At 68.7% G+C, this 13,557-nt stretch carries 12 protein-coding genes; 7 read left to right on the plus strand and 5 right to left on the minus strand.

Translation table 11 applies throughout. The annotated features are described in order from the left end of the window. Window positions 1-65 precede the first annotated feature (65 nt). Together HUA74_RS32145 and HUA74_RS32150 are read left to right on the plus strand one after the other, a co-directional pair. Window positions 66-1,343 carry an APC family permease gene (locus HUA74_RS32145; RefSeq protein ID WP_217440586.1) on the plus strand — a complete coding sequence of 426 codons (1,278 nt, stop codon included), beginning with the start codon at window positions 66-68 and terminating at the stop codon, window positions 1,341-1,343. 66 nt (window positions 1,344-1,409) lie between these two features. Next, window positions 1,410-3,251: a pseudouridine synthase gene (locus tag HUA74_RS32150; protein WP_371817335.1), complete on the plus strand. Its 1,842-nt coding sequence runs from the start codon at window positions 1,410-1,412 to the stop codon at window positions 3,249-3,251. 1 nt (window position 3,252) lies between these two features. Here HUA74_RS32150 and HUA74_RS32155 read toward each other — a convergent pair whose 3' ends face one another. The 4 genes from HUA74_RS32155 to HUA74_RS32170 all read right to left on the minus strand — a co-directional run bounded on the left by HUA74_RS32155 (window position 3,253) and on the right by HUA74_RS32170 (window position 6,602). Then, window positions 3,253-4,374, minus strand: a complete 1,122-nt coding sequence (locus HUA74_RS32155; RefSeq protein WP_174457593.1) for a DUF418 domain-containing protein — start codon at window positions 4,372-4,374, stop codon at window positions 3,253-3,255. Next, a complete protein-coding gene (locus HUA74_RS32160) occupies window positions 4,371-4,922 on the minus strand; it encodes a TetR/AcrR family transcriptional regulator (RefSeq protein WP_174457594.1) in 552 nt (183 codons plus the stop codon). Before HUA74_RS32160 ends, HUA74_RS32155 begins: the two co-directional genes overlap by 4 nt. A 187-nt stretch (window positions 4,923-5,109) precedes the next feature. After that, window positions 5,110-6,135 carry an SAM-dependent methyltransferase gene (locus HUA74_RS32165; RefSeq protein ID WP_371817336.1) on the minus strand — a complete coding sequence of 342 codons (1,026 nt, stop codon included), beginning with the start codon at window positions 6,133-6,135 and terminating at the stop codon, window positions 5,110-5,112. Beyond that, on the minus strand, window positions 6,036-6,602 hold the full coding sequence (locus tag HUA74_RS32170) for a NifU family protein (protein WP_141645684.1): 567 nt from the start codon (window positions 6,600-6,602) through the stop codon (window positions 6,036-6,038). Before HUA74_RS32170 ends, HUA74_RS32165 begins: the two co-directional genes overlap by 100 nt. 197 nt (window positions 6,603-6,799) lie before the next feature. Between HUA74_RS32170 and HUA74_RS32175 the strand changes: the two genes are divergently transcribed. The 5 genes from HUA74_RS32175 (at window position 6,800) to clpA (ending at window position 11,775) form a co-directional block, all read left to right on the plus strand. Next, window positions 6,800-7,372 (plus strand): DUF2378 family protein, encoded by a 573-nt coding sequence (locus tag HUA74_RS32175; RefSeq protein ID WP_141645685.1) that lies wholly within the window; start codon window positions 6,800-6,802, stop codon window positions 7,370-7,372. A gap of 39 nt (window positions 7,373-7,411) precedes the next feature. Continuing rightward, window positions 7,412-7,852 carry a hypothetical protein gene (locus tag HUA74_RS32180; RefSeq protein ID WP_141645686.1) on the plus strand — a complete coding sequence of 147 codons (441 nt, stop codon included), beginning with the start codon at window positions 7,412-7,414 and terminating at the stop codon, window positions 7,850-7,852. Between the two features lie 76 nt (window positions 7,853-7,928). Next, window positions 7,929-9,089 (plus strand): GNAT family N-acetyltransferase, encoded by a 1,161-nt coding sequence (locus tag HUA74_RS32185; RefSeq protein WP_174457595.1) that lies wholly within the window; start codon window positions 7,929-7,931, stop codon window positions 9,087-9,089. Window positions 9,090-9,132: 43 nt separating this feature from the next. Then, window positions 9,133-9,456, plus strand: coding sequence for an ATP-dependent Clp protease adaptor ClpS (locus HUA74_RS32190; protein ID WP_141645688.1), 324 nt, complete (start codon window positions 9,133-9,135; stop codon window positions 9,454-9,456). A gap of 3 nt (window positions 9,457-9,459) precedes the next feature. Next, entirely contained in the window at window positions 9,460-11,775 is a 2,316-nt protein-coding gene (clpA, locus tag HUA74_RS32195; protein WP_174457596.1) for an ATP-dependent Clp protease ATP-binding subunit ClpA, read from the plus strand. Between the two features lie 93 nt (window positions 11,776-11,868). Here the strand turns inward: clpA and HUA74_RS32200 are convergent, their stop codons facing one another. After that, window positions 11,869-13,485, minus strand: a complete 1,617-nt coding sequence (locus HUA74_RS32200) for a methyl-accepting chemotaxis protein (RefSeq protein ID WP_174457597.1) — start codon at window positions 13,483-13,485, stop codon at window positions 11,869-11,871. Window positions 13,486-13,557 lie beyond the last annotated feature (72 nt).

The raw sequence follows: 13,557 nt of genomic DNA on the forward strand, positions 1-13,557 counted from the left end.
TCCACCCCGGCCTCCCCCACCCCACCATGACGACTGGTAGCGATTCGACTCCCCAAGACCTTGGAATGAAGCGCGCTGTCTCCCGCTGGGAGCTGGTGGGCTTCTCCATCAACGACGTCATCGGCAGCGGGGTGTATCTCCTGCCCGCCGCCGCCGCGGCCAACCTCGGCTCCGCCAGCACGGGCGCGGTCGTGGTGGCCGGACTGGCCGTGCTGCTGCTCGTGCTGTGTTTCGCGGAAGCCGCCAGCTACTTCGACAAGCCCGGCAGCGCGTACCTCTACACGCGCGAGGCCTTCGGTGAACTGGTGGGCTTCCAGGTAGGGTGGATGACGTGGCTCGCCCGAGTCTCCTCGGTGGCCTCGCTGTCCGTCGGCTTCTCCCGCGCGCTCGGCTACCTGTGGCCTGGAGCCAACGAGGGTGTGGGGCAGGGCCTGGCCATCGCGATTCCCCTGCTCGCGCTCACCGCCATCAACGTCGTCGGCGTGAAGGGCGGCGCGCGCACCGCCGTCTTCCTGGCCATCACCAAGACGGTGCCGCTGCTCGTCTTCATCACCGTGGGCATCTTCTTCGTGTCGGCGCCGCTGGCCACCTCCGTGGTGGCGAAGAGTGACGGCGACCTGGGCGCCGCCGTGTTGCTGCTCCTGTTCGCCTACGCGGGCTTCGAGAACACCGCGGCGCCGGCCGGTGAGTTCAAGAATCCGCGCCGCGACGTGCCCTTCGCGCTCATCGTGCAGATTGGCGTCGTCACGCTCATCTACACGGCGGTGCAGTGGGTCGCCCTGGGGACGCTGCCGGGCGTCGTGGACTCGAAGACGCCGCTGGCGGACGCCGCCGCGCGCTTCCTGGGCAACGGAGGCGGGCTCCTGATGACGGTGGGTGGAGTGCTGTCCATCCTCGGCACCAACAGCAACACGGTGCTCGCGGGGCCTCGCTATCTCTACGCGCTGGCGCAGGATGGCTTCGGTCCGGCGGCGCTCGCCACGCTGCACCCGCGCTACCGCACGCCGATGGTCGCCATCGTGACCCAGACCGCCATCGCGCTCCCACTGGCCTTCACCGGTTCGTTCGAGTTCCTCGCCACGCTCTCCGTGGTGGCCCGGCTGGCGACGTACTTCGGCACCGCGGTGGCCGTGCCCGTGCTGCGGCGCAAGCTCCAGCAGCCGGCCAATGCGTTCCGCATCCCGGGAGGACCGGTGATTCCCATCGCCGCCGCCTCGCTGTGTGTCGTGTTCGCGCTGAGCGCCCAGCGGAAGAACCTCATCGCGGGTGCCATCGCGCTCGCTGTCGGCTTCGTGCTGTATCGCTTCCAGCGCAAGCCGGATGGGAAGGTCGCTCTCCAGTAACGCAGGGAGCGCTCGGCTCCCGGGCCCGTTCGCAGTGGGCCCGGGTTTCATGTTAGCGGTGGACACGTGGACCCGCGTGTCACCCTCTTCGAGCCCCGGACGAAGCTTCCCGATGAACCGGGAAGTTTCCCGAGCCCCTTCGATGAGCTGGGGCCCTCGGCGCTCGCGAGGCAGGCCGCGGAGGTCCTCCAGGCGGAGCTCCGCTCGCGGAACCTCGCCACGGACGTGCCACTGTCCCTGCTGGAGAGTCCCGAAGGCGGGAAGATGTTCGGCGTGCTGGTGGTGCGCCAGCCCGATGGACGCGTCGGGTTCCTGCGAGCCTTCTCGGGGATGCTCGCCGGACGTTGGGATATCGAGGGCTTCGTTCCACCGCTGTTCGACCGTGAGGCCCGAGCACGCCTGGAGCCCGAGGGCGAGGCGACGGTGAAGGCGCTGCTGGCTCGCTCTGAAGCCCTGGGGTCCGAGCCCGAGCTCATCGCGCTTCGGGCCGCCCATGCGGCCCAGTCGGCTCGACACGCGGCGGAGCTCTCGGCGCTGCGTGAGCGACACGAGGCGCGTCGAAAGCAGCGTCATGCACGTCGGGCGGAGCTCACGAGGACGCGGCCATCTCCGGAGCATCCAGGAGTTCCCATGGACTCCCATCCCCCTGGGGAGCGAGGAGGCCCGGCCGAATCAGTGCAGCCTCTCGCGTGGCCCGCTCGGGATGAGACGGCCGCGCGGGAGCGGCGGGGTTCAGCCGATTCGATGGACACCACCGCACCGGATGCGCGGGACGAGGCCGCGAAACGCGCCGCGCTCCATGCGCTCGACCAGGAGAGTCGAGGGGACAAAGCCGAGCGACGCCGTCTGGAAGCCACCCACGCGGAGGAGCGACAGCGAATCGAGCCGCAACTCGCGCGACGGGAGCGACGACTCCGCGCCCTGGAGCGCCTGCGCCACATGGTGAGTCGCGCACTCATGCGGCGCATCCACGACACCTACGTCATCACCAGCGCGCGCGGTGAGCGTCGCCTCCTGAGAGCCCTCTACGAGCGCGGCCAGCCGCCCTCCGGTGCCGCCGACTGCGCCGCCCCCAAGCTGCTCGCATACGCGCATGCCCACGGGCTGCGACCCATCGCGCTCGCGGAGTTCTGGTGGGGCGCACCGCCTCCAGCGGGAGGACGTGTCTCCGGCGCGTACTACGCCGCCTGTCGCGACAAGTGCGGTCCCCTGCTCCCCTTCATGCTGGAAGGACTTCAGGTCTCCCCGCCACGAACCTTCGTGCCGCCACCCGCGGCCCCTGGCGCGCTGACCGTCCTGTTCGAGGACCCGTGGCTCGTCGTCATCGACAAGCCCCACGGGCTGCTGTCCGTGCCTGGGCGCGAAGAGTCGCTCACGGACTCCGTGCTCACGCGGCTTCGGGCGCGTCATCCCGAGGCCACCGGCCCGCTCCTGGTACACCGACTGGACCTGGACACGTCGGGCCTGATTGTCGCGGCGCTCGACTCACGCACGCATGCGGCACTGCAGAGCCAGTTCGTGCACCGTGAAGTGCGCAAGCGCTACGTCGCGTGGGTGGAGGGACTCATCCAGGAGGACCAGGGCCGCATCGACTTCCCGATGCGCGTCGACCTGAATGACCGCCCTCGACAGATTCACGACACCGTCCACGGCAAGTCCGCCGTGACGGAGTGGAGAGTCCTCGAACGGCGCGATGGGCGAACCCGCGTGGCCTTCGTTCCGCTCACGGGAAGGACTCATCAGCTCCGGGTCCATGCCTCACATCCGCTCGGGCTCGGTGCGCCCATCGTCGGCGACCGGCTCTACGGACGCGGGGGAGCGCGACTCATGCTCCACGCGGAGTCGCTCACCCTCCAACATCCAGGGACAGGGGCAAGCATCACCTTCGACTGCCCCGCGCCCTTCTGACTCATTCGCGAGGCGATTCGGGCGGTGACTCCATCGCCTTGTCAGCACGGGGGCTCGGTGTGGAGAAGCGCCGGAGCATTCGCTCCAGCAACATGGGTGCTCCGCTTCGCAAGGTCGACACGGCGACGACACCCGCGAACCCAGCGAACGCCACCCCCATGGCGGCAAGCGCGGAGAGGCGGTTGCCGTATCCAGCGAGGGCGAGCCCCACCAGCAGCAGCACATGGCCCAGATACCAGGTCAACGCCAGGCGCCCCGTGGACACCAGCGCCTCCTGAAGGCGTCGCGGGAGGTGGTCCCCCAGCACGAAGCCGCCACCCAGGACCAGGCAGGCGATGCCCAGCGCGGAGAGCATGAACAACGGCATGGGCGGAATGGAGTGCGTACCGAGGAGCGCCGTCACGATTTGTGCCCCCAACCGCTCACCCATCGCGCTTTGAATCGCGAGCTTCACCAGCCCCGCCGAGGCGACCTCCGCCAGGACGAACAGCCAGATGCCCGCCCACAGCATTCGCCGCTGCGTGGCCCTGTCGCGCCAGTCGAGCCGGGCCAGCCGCAGGCCCAGGACGAAGAACGCCAACCAGGGGAGCAAGGGCCGAAAGCCATCGACCCCCAGGTTGAGGACAAAACCGGAGGGAGTCCAAAGGCCCCGGTAGGTGAGCGTGGCCCAGTCCCAACGGGCATCCCAGTCCACGAGGAGGGCCGCGAGCGGAAAGAGGAGGATGAGCGCGGCCACGAGCCCCGAGAGGGCCTTGGATGACCAGCGGTGCAACCACGGCGCGGCGAAGAGCGCGACGCCGTAGAGCCGCAAGATGTCGCCAGGCCACACGATGAGGTTGAGAACTCCCAGCCCGCCCAGGAAGAGGGCTCGACGCCACAGCACGCGACGTGAGTCGGTGGTTTCCCGTCGCGAGAGCAGCTGCCCCACCCCCAGGCCCGCCAGGAGGACGAAGGTGGCGGCGGCGCGCCCTTCGGTCAGGTTGAACACGATGCGCTCCCAGCCCGAAAGGCCAGAACTGGGAGGCCCGAGAACGAGGAACGCATGCACCACGAACATCCCGAAGATGGCGCATGCACGAGCGATATCGATGCCGCGAAGCCGCTCCGTGGGATTCGGGGTCATCGTGGGCGCGCCTTCCTGGCGCCAGCGGGGCGCCCGGTGCCATGGCCGTGGAGCAGCGTCTCGTGAAGTGTTCGAGCGGCATCGTTCGCGGCGAGGTCACCCTGGGCGACCGACGTCCAGGCCGCATACAGAAGCGCCTCGAAGGTGGCGAACAACCACGCGCTCGGCAGGTCCTGGCGCAGCACGCCTTCGTCCCTGGCGCGAAGCAGGATGCGCATGAGTTGTTCGTCCACCCGGGCTTCAGCGGCCTTGAGCGAAGGCTCCTGGCTCAGCTCGGAGACGACCAGGAGGAACCGGAGCCTGTCGCCCCAGGGGGTCAGCGCGCCCACCAGGGACTCCAGGGCCACATCGGGAGCCAGCCGCTCGAACCGGTGCGCCTTCAACGCCTGTTCGAGCTGCACCAGGGAGTCCAACCCCGCCTCGCGGATGAGCTCCTCGCGGGAGCTGAAGTACCGGTGAAGCGTCGCCCGTCCGACTCCCGCGGACCGGGCCACATCGACGAGTGACGCGGAGGGGTCCACCGCGAACGCACGAGCCGCCGCGCTCAAGATGCTCGCTCGAGTATCCGAGCCAGACGCTACGGAGGGAGGGGCGCCGGCTCTTGTCCGTCTCATGTGAGACAACTTAGTCTCACATGAGGCACGAGGCAAACCTCGGGCCCGCGCACGGCTCTACACCCGTGCGCGGCGGCCACGCGCCACGAGGAGGCCCTTCACGAGCCTCCTCGTCACACACTCAGCTCTCAGCGGTCTGTGCGGCTTCCTCGGAGGACACCGCCTGCGGCGCCTCGGGCAGCGGTTCGGCGGGCAACGGCACGCCCACCGACGCGGCGGGCTTCACGCCCAGCTCCCGCGTCAGCTTCGGATTCACGCCCGTCTCCGCCAGCAGTCGCTCGAGCTGGATGCGCGCTCGCCGGTTGTCCCGGTGCACACGCCTGGCGAGGATCAGCTCGTTCTTCAACGAGTGCTCCCAGCCCGTCAGCTCCGTCACCGTCACCTGATAACCGAACGACTCCAGCGTCAGCGCGCGGATGACGTTCGTCAGGTGCGAGCCGAACTCGCGCCGGTGCCACGCATGCGCGTACAGGAGGCCCATGCTCCCGTGGGCCGCCTGCCGGTGCTCCTTCAGCTGCGCGGCGACCTCCGCCTGACAGCACGGCACCACCGCGACGTGGTCCGCGCCATGCCGGACCGCCGCGATGAGCGCGTCGTCCGTGGCCGTGTCACACGCATGCAGCGCCATCACCAGATGGACGCGCTCCGGATACGCCGCCTGGTCGATGTGCGCCGTCTGGAACTGCATCCGTGAGAAGCCCAGCCGCTCGGCGCGCCCCTTCGCGCGCTCGGTCAGCTCCGGCCGCCCCTCCACCGACAGCAACGTGCCCGTGGCCGCGTCCTTCAGGAACAGCTCGTAGAGCACGAACCCCAGGTACGCGTTGCCGCTGCCCGCGTCCACGAACACGGAGGACTCGGGATGACGCGCCTTCACGTCCTCCACCGCCGGACGCAACAAGCCCATCAGGTGGTTGACCTGCTTGAGCTTGCGCAGCGCATCCGCGTTGAGGTGACCCTCGCGCGTGAGCAGGTGCAGCTCACGCAGAAGCGCCTGCGACTGGTCCGGCAGGAGCTCCCGCCGGACCTGTGAAGCCTTGACGTTGCGCCTCAGATGGACACCACCTCGAGGACCTCGGGAATGATTTCCCGAAGGCGCCCCTCGATGCCCATCTTCAGCGTCGCCGTCGACGACGGACAACCCGCGCACGAGCCCTTCATGTGCAGGTAGACGATGCCGTCCTCGAAGCGGTCCAACGTGATGTCGCCACCATCCATCGCGACCGCCGGACGAATCTCCGCGTCCAGGATGTCCCGGATGCGGGCCTCCACCGAACCGCCACCGTCGCTCGCGGTCGCCTGACGCGCCGCCGCGATGGCTTCCTCGTCCACCACCGGCTCGTTCGCCGTGAGGTGCGTATCCAGCGTCTCCATCACCTGGTCATTCAGTTCGTCCCACTCACCCTCGTCACCCTTCGTCACCGTCACGAAGTTGGTGCCAATCATCACCGCCGTGACGCCGCGCACGTCCATGAGCTTGCGCGCCAGGGGCGACTTCGCCTGGGCATCCTGGGGATTCGTGATACTCACCGCGCCGCCCGCCAACAGTCGCCGATCCACCACGTACTTCAGCGTGCTCGGGTTGGGGGTCCATTCCAGCTGGATGTTCACCGACATGCAGTTCTCCTCGGTCCTCTCCTCTAAGGCGCTCGCGGCCCCATAGCAACCCGACCCTCGGGGAATCAAACCGACGCTCCCCTCCCCGCCACGTCCGCTTCCCGTGACTCATCGGGAAATAAAAGAACAGCCCGAATTCGCGGCAGAAACGGAACTCCACTATGGTGGACGGACCTCTGCTCCCCTGGGAGCTTCACATGGCCATCAGTCCGCTGCGCCGACCCGTCGAGCAGGTCCAGCCTCCGCCGCCCCGCATCCCCGGAAGCGTGCTGGAGGGCCTGTTCGTGCGGGGCCTGAAGGCCTCGGGACGGCTGGTGGAGGAGCTGGCCGCGCTGGGTTACGACATCAAGCGGCCGGAGATGGACTACCCCGTCCAGGTCTGGCAGCGCGCGGCGGCCCTCGCCCGGCAGGAGGCCTTCGGAGAGCTGAATGACGAGGAGGGCTACCGGCAGGTCGGCCGCACGCTCGTCAACGGCTTCGCGGAGACGCTGGTGGGGCGCGTGGCGGCGGTGGCCCTGCCCATGATTGGCCCCGCCCGCGCCGCGGAGCGCATCCCCCGCTACCTGGCGATGATGGGCCGCGCGGACATCGAAATCACCATGTCCCAGGTGGGCGAGCGAGGCCGGCGGCTGCACATCACCGACCGCTACAACAGACCGGACCTGATGGCCGGTGGCCTGGAGCGGATGTTGGAGTTGGCCAACGCCCAGCCGCGAATCACGGTAGAGGAGCGCAGCGCGGACGGTTACCGTCTGCTGGTCCGCTGGTAACTCGCGCCCGGGTCGTCGACGGCGCCCACTGGAGCGCCCATGTCCTACCCTCCCCGACTTGCCCATCTCGCCACCCGTGCGGTGGTGATCGCCAAGCTGGCCCCCACCTACGCCCAGGCGCATCAAATCGACGAGGAGGAGGCCGGACAGCGGCTGTCCGCCGCCCTCGCCGGGAGGATGCTGCCCGCGCTGCTGGAGTCCGCGTGGGCCTCCATGAAGGGCACCGCGAAGCGGCTCAATGACGACGGGCTCTTGGAGAAGGTCGCCACCACCCTGTCGGACCGCCCCACCCGCCCGGGCCGCGTGGCGCCCGCGTCACCCGCATGGAGCGCGTTCCTCGTCCTGGCGGACCTGGAGGCCGGCACCGCCAGCGACGCGGCCCGCCGGGTCATGGAGACCGAGGAGGGACGTCGACGAGGCGACGCTGGCCTGGCCGAAGCAGGCCGCTTCCTTGCCGCCGAATTGACACGCGGGAAGTAGGGGCCGGCCGGCCGTGGCAAGGGGGGCCCGCCGTCGTTATAGGCTGACCCCACGAACCCACCGTGCGCCGACGCCGATGTCCACCCCGCTGCCCACCACCCTGCGCATCCTGCCCTCCATCCACGAGGTGCCCGCGTCCCTGTGGAACGGGCTCGTGGACGAGGCGGCCCTGCCCTTCCTGGAGTGGGCCTTCCTGGCCGCGCTCGAGGACAGCGGCAGCGCGGTGCCGGAGCGCGGCTGGCACCCCCGGCACCTGACGCTGTGGAGGGGTTCGCGCCTCGTCGCCGCCGCGCCCGCGTACCTCAAGGACGACAGCCAGGGGGAGTTCATCTTCGACGCGCCCTGGGCCACCGCCGCCGAGCGCGCGGGCCTGCGCTACTACCCGAAGCTCGTCTTCACCGTCCCCTTCACTCCCGCCACCGGCCGGCGCGTGCTGGTGGCGCCCGGCGAGGACCGCGCGGCCCGCGAGGCGGAGCTGTATGCCGGCGCCCTGGAGTTCGCCCGCGCCGAGCACCTCTCCGGCATCCACGTCCTCTTTCCCACCGAGGAGGAGCTGCCCACGCTGGAGGCCCAGGGCTTCGCCCTGCGGCTGGGCGTCCAGTACCAGTGGCGCAACGCCGGCTACCAGTCGATGGAGGACTTCCTCGCCCGCTTCCACTCCAAGCGGCGCAACCAGCTGCGGCGGGAGATGCGCGCCCCCGCCGAACAGGGCCTGACGCTGCGCACCCTGCGAGGCGAGGCCCTCCAGTCGGTGGACGTGGACACGCTGTACCGCCTCTACGTCTCCACGGTGGACAAGTACCCGTGGGGCGCGCGCTTCCTCACGCGCGACTTCTTCGCGCGGATGCTCTCCAACTTCCGGCACCGCTGCGAACTGGTGGAGGTCCGGAGGGAAGGGGCGCTGGTGGCCGGCGCGTTCAACTTCAGGGCGCCACAGGTCCTCTACGGCCGTTATTGGGGCTGCTTCGAGGAGCATCCGTTCCTGCACTTCAACGTCTGCCTCTACCACCCCGTGGCGGAGGCGATTGGACAGGGGCTGACGCGTTTCGAACCTGGCGCGGGGGGTGAGCACAAGCTCACCCGGGGTTTCGAGCCTCGCCTCACGTACAGTGCCCACCTGCTCCTCCACCCCGGGCTGGAGCGGGCGGTGCGTGGCTTCCTGGAGCACGAGCGGGCAGCCGTCCGGGGAGGGCTGCCTCAGTGGCGGGCGGAGACAGGTTTCAAGGGAGAGGCCTGAAACGGCCCGCTTCCGCGGTCATCAAAGGGAGTCCGAAGAACCTATGGCGCAGAAGGACGAGCACGATAGCTCCGTCGTCACGGAGACCGTACCCAAGCAGAAGCTCAAGAAACCGACGCTCTACAAAGTGCTTCTGCACAACGACAATTACACGACGCGTGAGTTCGTGGTGGCCGTCCTGAGGGAGGTCTTCCACAAGTCGGAGTCGGATGCCGTGCAGATCATGCTGCACGTTCATTACAACGGAGTCGGAGTGGCCGGCGTCTATACGTTCGAGGTCGCCGAGACGAAGCTCAAGACGGTGGAGGCCGCGGCTCGGGACAATGGGTTCCCGCTGCGGCTCTCCATGGAACCCGAGGAAGGTTGAACCGTGGCAGGACCGCTGATTGCCAAAGAGTTGCAGGCCAGCTTCCGCACCGCCCTGGAAGAGGCGCGGAAGATGAGCCACGAGTACCTGACGCTGGAACACCTGCTCCTCGCGCTCACCAAGGACTCGCGCACGCGCGAGGTCCTGAAGGCGTGTGGGGCCAACGTGAAGCGCCTCCAGGAGCGGCTCGTCTCCTTCCTGGAGGAGACGGTCGAACGCCTGCCGGACGGGGTGGAGGCCGAGCCGCAGCAGACGATTGGCGTGGAGCGCGTGCTCCACCGCGCCGCCATGCACGCCCTGTCCGCCGAGCAGAAGCTCATCGACGGGGGCGACGTGCTGGTGGCCCTCTTCCGTGAGGAGGAGAGCCAGGCCCTCTACCTGCTCCAGCAGGAGGGAGTCACCCGGCTGGATTTGCTCAACTACATCTCCCACGGCATCTCCAAGGACGAGGAGGCCGGCGACGACGATGCGTCCGAGGCCGCCCCGGGCGGAAACGCGCCCGCGGGTGACGACGACGAGGGAGAGTCCCCGCGCAAGAACCCGCTGGAGGTGTACACCACCCAGCTCAACATCGAGGCCAAGGAGGGGCGAATCGACCCGCTCATCGGCCGCGACAAGGAGCTGGAGCGCACCATCCAGGTGCTCAGCCGCCGCCGGAAGAACAACCCGCTCTACGTGGGCGAGGCGGGCGTGGGCAAGACGGCCATCGCGGAAGGGCTTGCGCTCTACATCCACGAGGGCCGCGTCCCGGAGCCGCTGAAGAACGCCGTCGTCTACTCGCTGGACATGGGCTCGCTGCTCGCGGGCACCAAGTTCCGCGGCCAGTTCGAGGAGCGGCTCAAGGGCGTGCTCAAGGCGCTCCAGGAGCAAAAGGACGCCATCCTCTTCATCGACGAAATCCACACGATTGTCGGCGCGGGCGCCACCAGTGGCGGCTCCATGGATGCGTCCAACATCCTCAAGCCGGCGCTCGCGAGCGGGAAGCTGCGCTGCATCGGCTCGACGACGTACCAGGAGTTCAAGTCGTCCTTCGAGAAGGACCGCGCGCTGTCGCGGCGCTTCCAGAAGATTGAGGTCGCCGAGCCCTCCGTCGAGGACACCGTCCTCATCCTGGAGGGACTGAAGAGCCGCTACGAGGAACACCACGGCGTGAAGTACACGCCGGAGGCGATTCGCGCGGCGGCGGAGCTGGCGGCCAAGCACATCAATGACCGGTTCCTGCCGGACAAGGCCATCGACGTCATCGACGAGACGGGCGCGGCGGAGAAGCTCAAGCCGGAGGGCGTGCGCACCAACACCGTCACCGGCGCGGACGTGGAGGCAGTCGTCGCGAAGATGGCGAAGATTCCCGCCAAGAGCGTGTCCGCCAGCGAAGGCGTCCAGCTCCAGAATCTGGAGAAGGAGCTGCAGGCGGTCATCTTCGGGCAGGACAGCGCCATCAAGGACCTGGTCGGCGCCATCAAACTGGCGCGCTCGGGTCTGCGCGCGCCGGAGAAGCCCATCGGTTCGTTCCTCTTCTCGGGCCCCACGGGCGTGGGCAAGACGGAACTGGCCAAGCAGCTCGCGCAGACGTTGGGCGTGGAGTTCCTGCGCTACGACATGAGCGAGTACTCGGAGAAGCACACGGTGAGCCGGCTCATCGGCGCGCCTCCGGGCTACGTCGGGTTCGACCAGGGCGGCCTGCTCACGGACGCGGTGCGCAAGCATCCGTACGCAGTGGTGGTGCTGGATGAAATCGAGAAGGCCCACCCGGACCTCTTCAACATCCTGCTCCAGGTGATGGACCACGCGACGCTGACGGACAACAACGGTCGCAAGGCCGACTTCCGCAACATCGTCCTCATCCTCACCACCAACGCGGGTGCCCAGGAGATGAGCACCAAGTCCATCGGCTTCGGCGATTTGACGAAGCCGGCCGACGCGATGCGCGCGAAGAAGGCGATTGAGCGCACCTTCACGCCGGAGTTCCGCAACCGGCTGGACGGGTGGATTCTCTTCTCCGGTCTGCCGCCTGAAATCATCCTCAAGGTGGTCGACAAGGAAGTCCGCCTCCTCCAGAAGATGCTGGATGAGAAGAAGGTGAAGCTGGAGCTGACGCCGGCCGCCCGCGCGTGGCTGGCCGAGCATGGCTATGACCCGGCCTTCGGTGCCCGGCCCATGGCGCGCCTCGTGGACAACGCGCTAAAGAAGCTCCTCGCGGAGGCGCTGCTCTTCGGTGACCTGAAGAACGGCGGCACCGCCCGCTACGACGTGGACCCGGGTGGCGAGGGGCTCAAGCTCCAGGCGATTGCGGTGCAGCCCGAGCCCGCGCTGGCGTAGCAGCCCGCGCGCGGACGTCCGGAAATGAAGAGGCCCCGATTCCCAGGTGAGGGAGTCGGGGCCTCTTCGCATCCAGGGTGCCGCCGGGCGGCGCTACTCGACGCGGTAGATTTTCACCGCGCTGGAGAGCTGCTCGGAGATGATTTGCAGCGTGGTGGCCGCCTCACCCGTGGAGCCGATGCGGGCCACCGTCTCATCCATCATCTTGGAGAGGTCATTCACGGCCAGGGTGATTTGGTTGATGCCCACGTTCTGCTGGCTCACTGCGGCGGCAATCTGACGGACGGCGGCGGCGTTGTCCTGGACGATGGACGACAGCTCGCGCAGGTTCTGCCCGCTGGTGCGCACCTGGGCCAGGCCCGCCTCCATGCGCTCGGCGCCGCGCTCGGTGATTCGCACCGCGGCCGTCACCGAGTTGGCGATGTCGTCCAGGAGCTCGCGCACCCGCGTGGTCGCCTGGATGGACTGGTCCGCCAGCGCGCGGATTTCTCGCGCCACCACGCCGAAGCCCTTGCCGTGTTCCCCCGAGCGCACCGACTCAATCGCCGCGTTGAGCGCGAGCATGTTGGACTGGTCCGCCAGGTCCTTCACCGTCTGGGTGATGCCGCCAATCTGCTGCGTGCGCTCGCCCAGCTCGAGAATCTTCTGGGCAATCTCGCCCACCTGGACGCGGATGTCGTTGAGGCCCGCCATCGTCTGCTCAATCGCGGCCTCGCCCGAGCGGGCCAGCGCGTCCGCGCGCTCCGCCACGGACAACACGCTCTCCGCCTTCTGCGCGGCCAGCATGGAGGTCTGCTTGATTTCCTGCGCCGTGACTTGCGTCTCCTGGAGCGCGGCGGCCTGACGGGAGATGGTCTGCGCCTGGTCCGTGGAGGAGGTGTTGAGGTGCTCGGTGGACTGCGTGAGCGCCTGCGCGGCCTGCTGGAGGTTGAGCGTCACCTCGCGCAGCCGGGCCACCATCTGCGCGAAGGAGTTGGCCAGCCGGCCCACCTCGTCGCCGCTCTTCACCTGGATGGGACGGGTGAGGTCTCCGGACTCGACGATGTGGCCGGCGACCTCCGTCAGCTCACGCATGGGCCGGACGATGCTGCGCCCGAAGGCCGCCGCCACCGCCACGCCCAGGGCGACCAGGAGGAGCGCGAAGCCCATCATCCGCCAGCGCAGCGCGGACACCAGGTCGTCGATGTGGTCCCGGGAGATGCCCACGTGCACCGCGCCCAGCCGGCCACCGGCCACTGGCGCCGACACGTTCATCGCGTGGAGCGTCTTCCCCTCGGATTCGACCTCCAGCACGGCGCCCCAGCCCGTCTCCGCGCTCACCTCGCCCTGCGCCGCCGTCGCCTCCTTCAGCGCTTGCGGAAAGGCGCCGGGGAGGCTGTGCGCCAGGACGTTGCCGGTGGCGTCCGCCAGGAAGACGTACGTGATGTCCTCGCTGGTGCGCGACACGTCCAGCATGGGCTGGAGCGCGGCGATACCCGCCGTCACACCCTGCTCGGCGGCCACCGCCAGGCTGCGGGACAAGAGCTGCCCCTCTCCCATGTGGCTGTCGATGAGGTCGCTCTCCAGCCGCCGCGTGGCGATGCCGGTGAGGATGGCGGCCACCGTGGCGCTGACGAGCGTGGTGACGAGGACGAGCTTCGGCGCCAGTCCGAGCGACTGACGGAACTGCTGGCCAAGCTGCGTGGTGAACGAGGTCTGTTCGGTGCTCACGGCATCACCACCCGGAAAACTTCGGGACGACGCCCGCGCGAGCGCGGGGCGAATGCGAACGACTCGGGACTA

This window comes from Myxococcus sp. CA051A, assembly GCF_013336705.1.
GTDB lineage: Bacteria > Myxococcota > Myxococcia > Myxococcales > Myxococcaceae > Myxococcus > Myxococcus llanfairpwllgwyngyllgogerychwyrndrobwllllantysiliogogogochensis.

Coding starts and splice junctions, on each gene's coding strand:
- HUA74_RS32145 (WP_217440586.1), top strand. CDS start 66: ATGAAGCGCGCTGTCTCCCGCTGGGAGCTGGTGGGCTTCTCCATCAAC.
- HUA74_RS32155 (WP_174457593.1), bottom strand. CDS start 4,374: ATGACCCCGAATCCCACGGAGCGGCTTCGCGGCATCGATATCGCTCGT.
- HUA74_RS32170 (WP_141645684.1), bottom strand. CDS start 6,602: ATGTCGGTGAACATCCAGCTGGAATGGACCCCCAACCCGAGCACGCTG.
- HUA74_RS32175 (WP_141645685.1), top strand. CDS start 6,800: ATGGCCATCAGTCCGCTGCGCCGACCCGTCGAGCAGGTCCAGCCTCCG.
- HUA74_RS32180 (WP_141645686.1), top strand. CDS start 7,412: ATGTCCTACCCTCCCCGACTTGCCCATCTCGCCACCCGTGCGGTGGTG.
- HUA74_RS32185 (WP_174457595.1), top strand. CDS start 7,929: ATGTCCACCCCGCTGCCCACCACCCTGCGCATCCTGCCCTCCATCCAC.
- HUA74_RS32190 (WP_141645688.1), top strand. CDS start 9,133: ATGGCGCAGAAGGACGAGCACGATAGCTCCGTCGTCACGGAGACCGTA.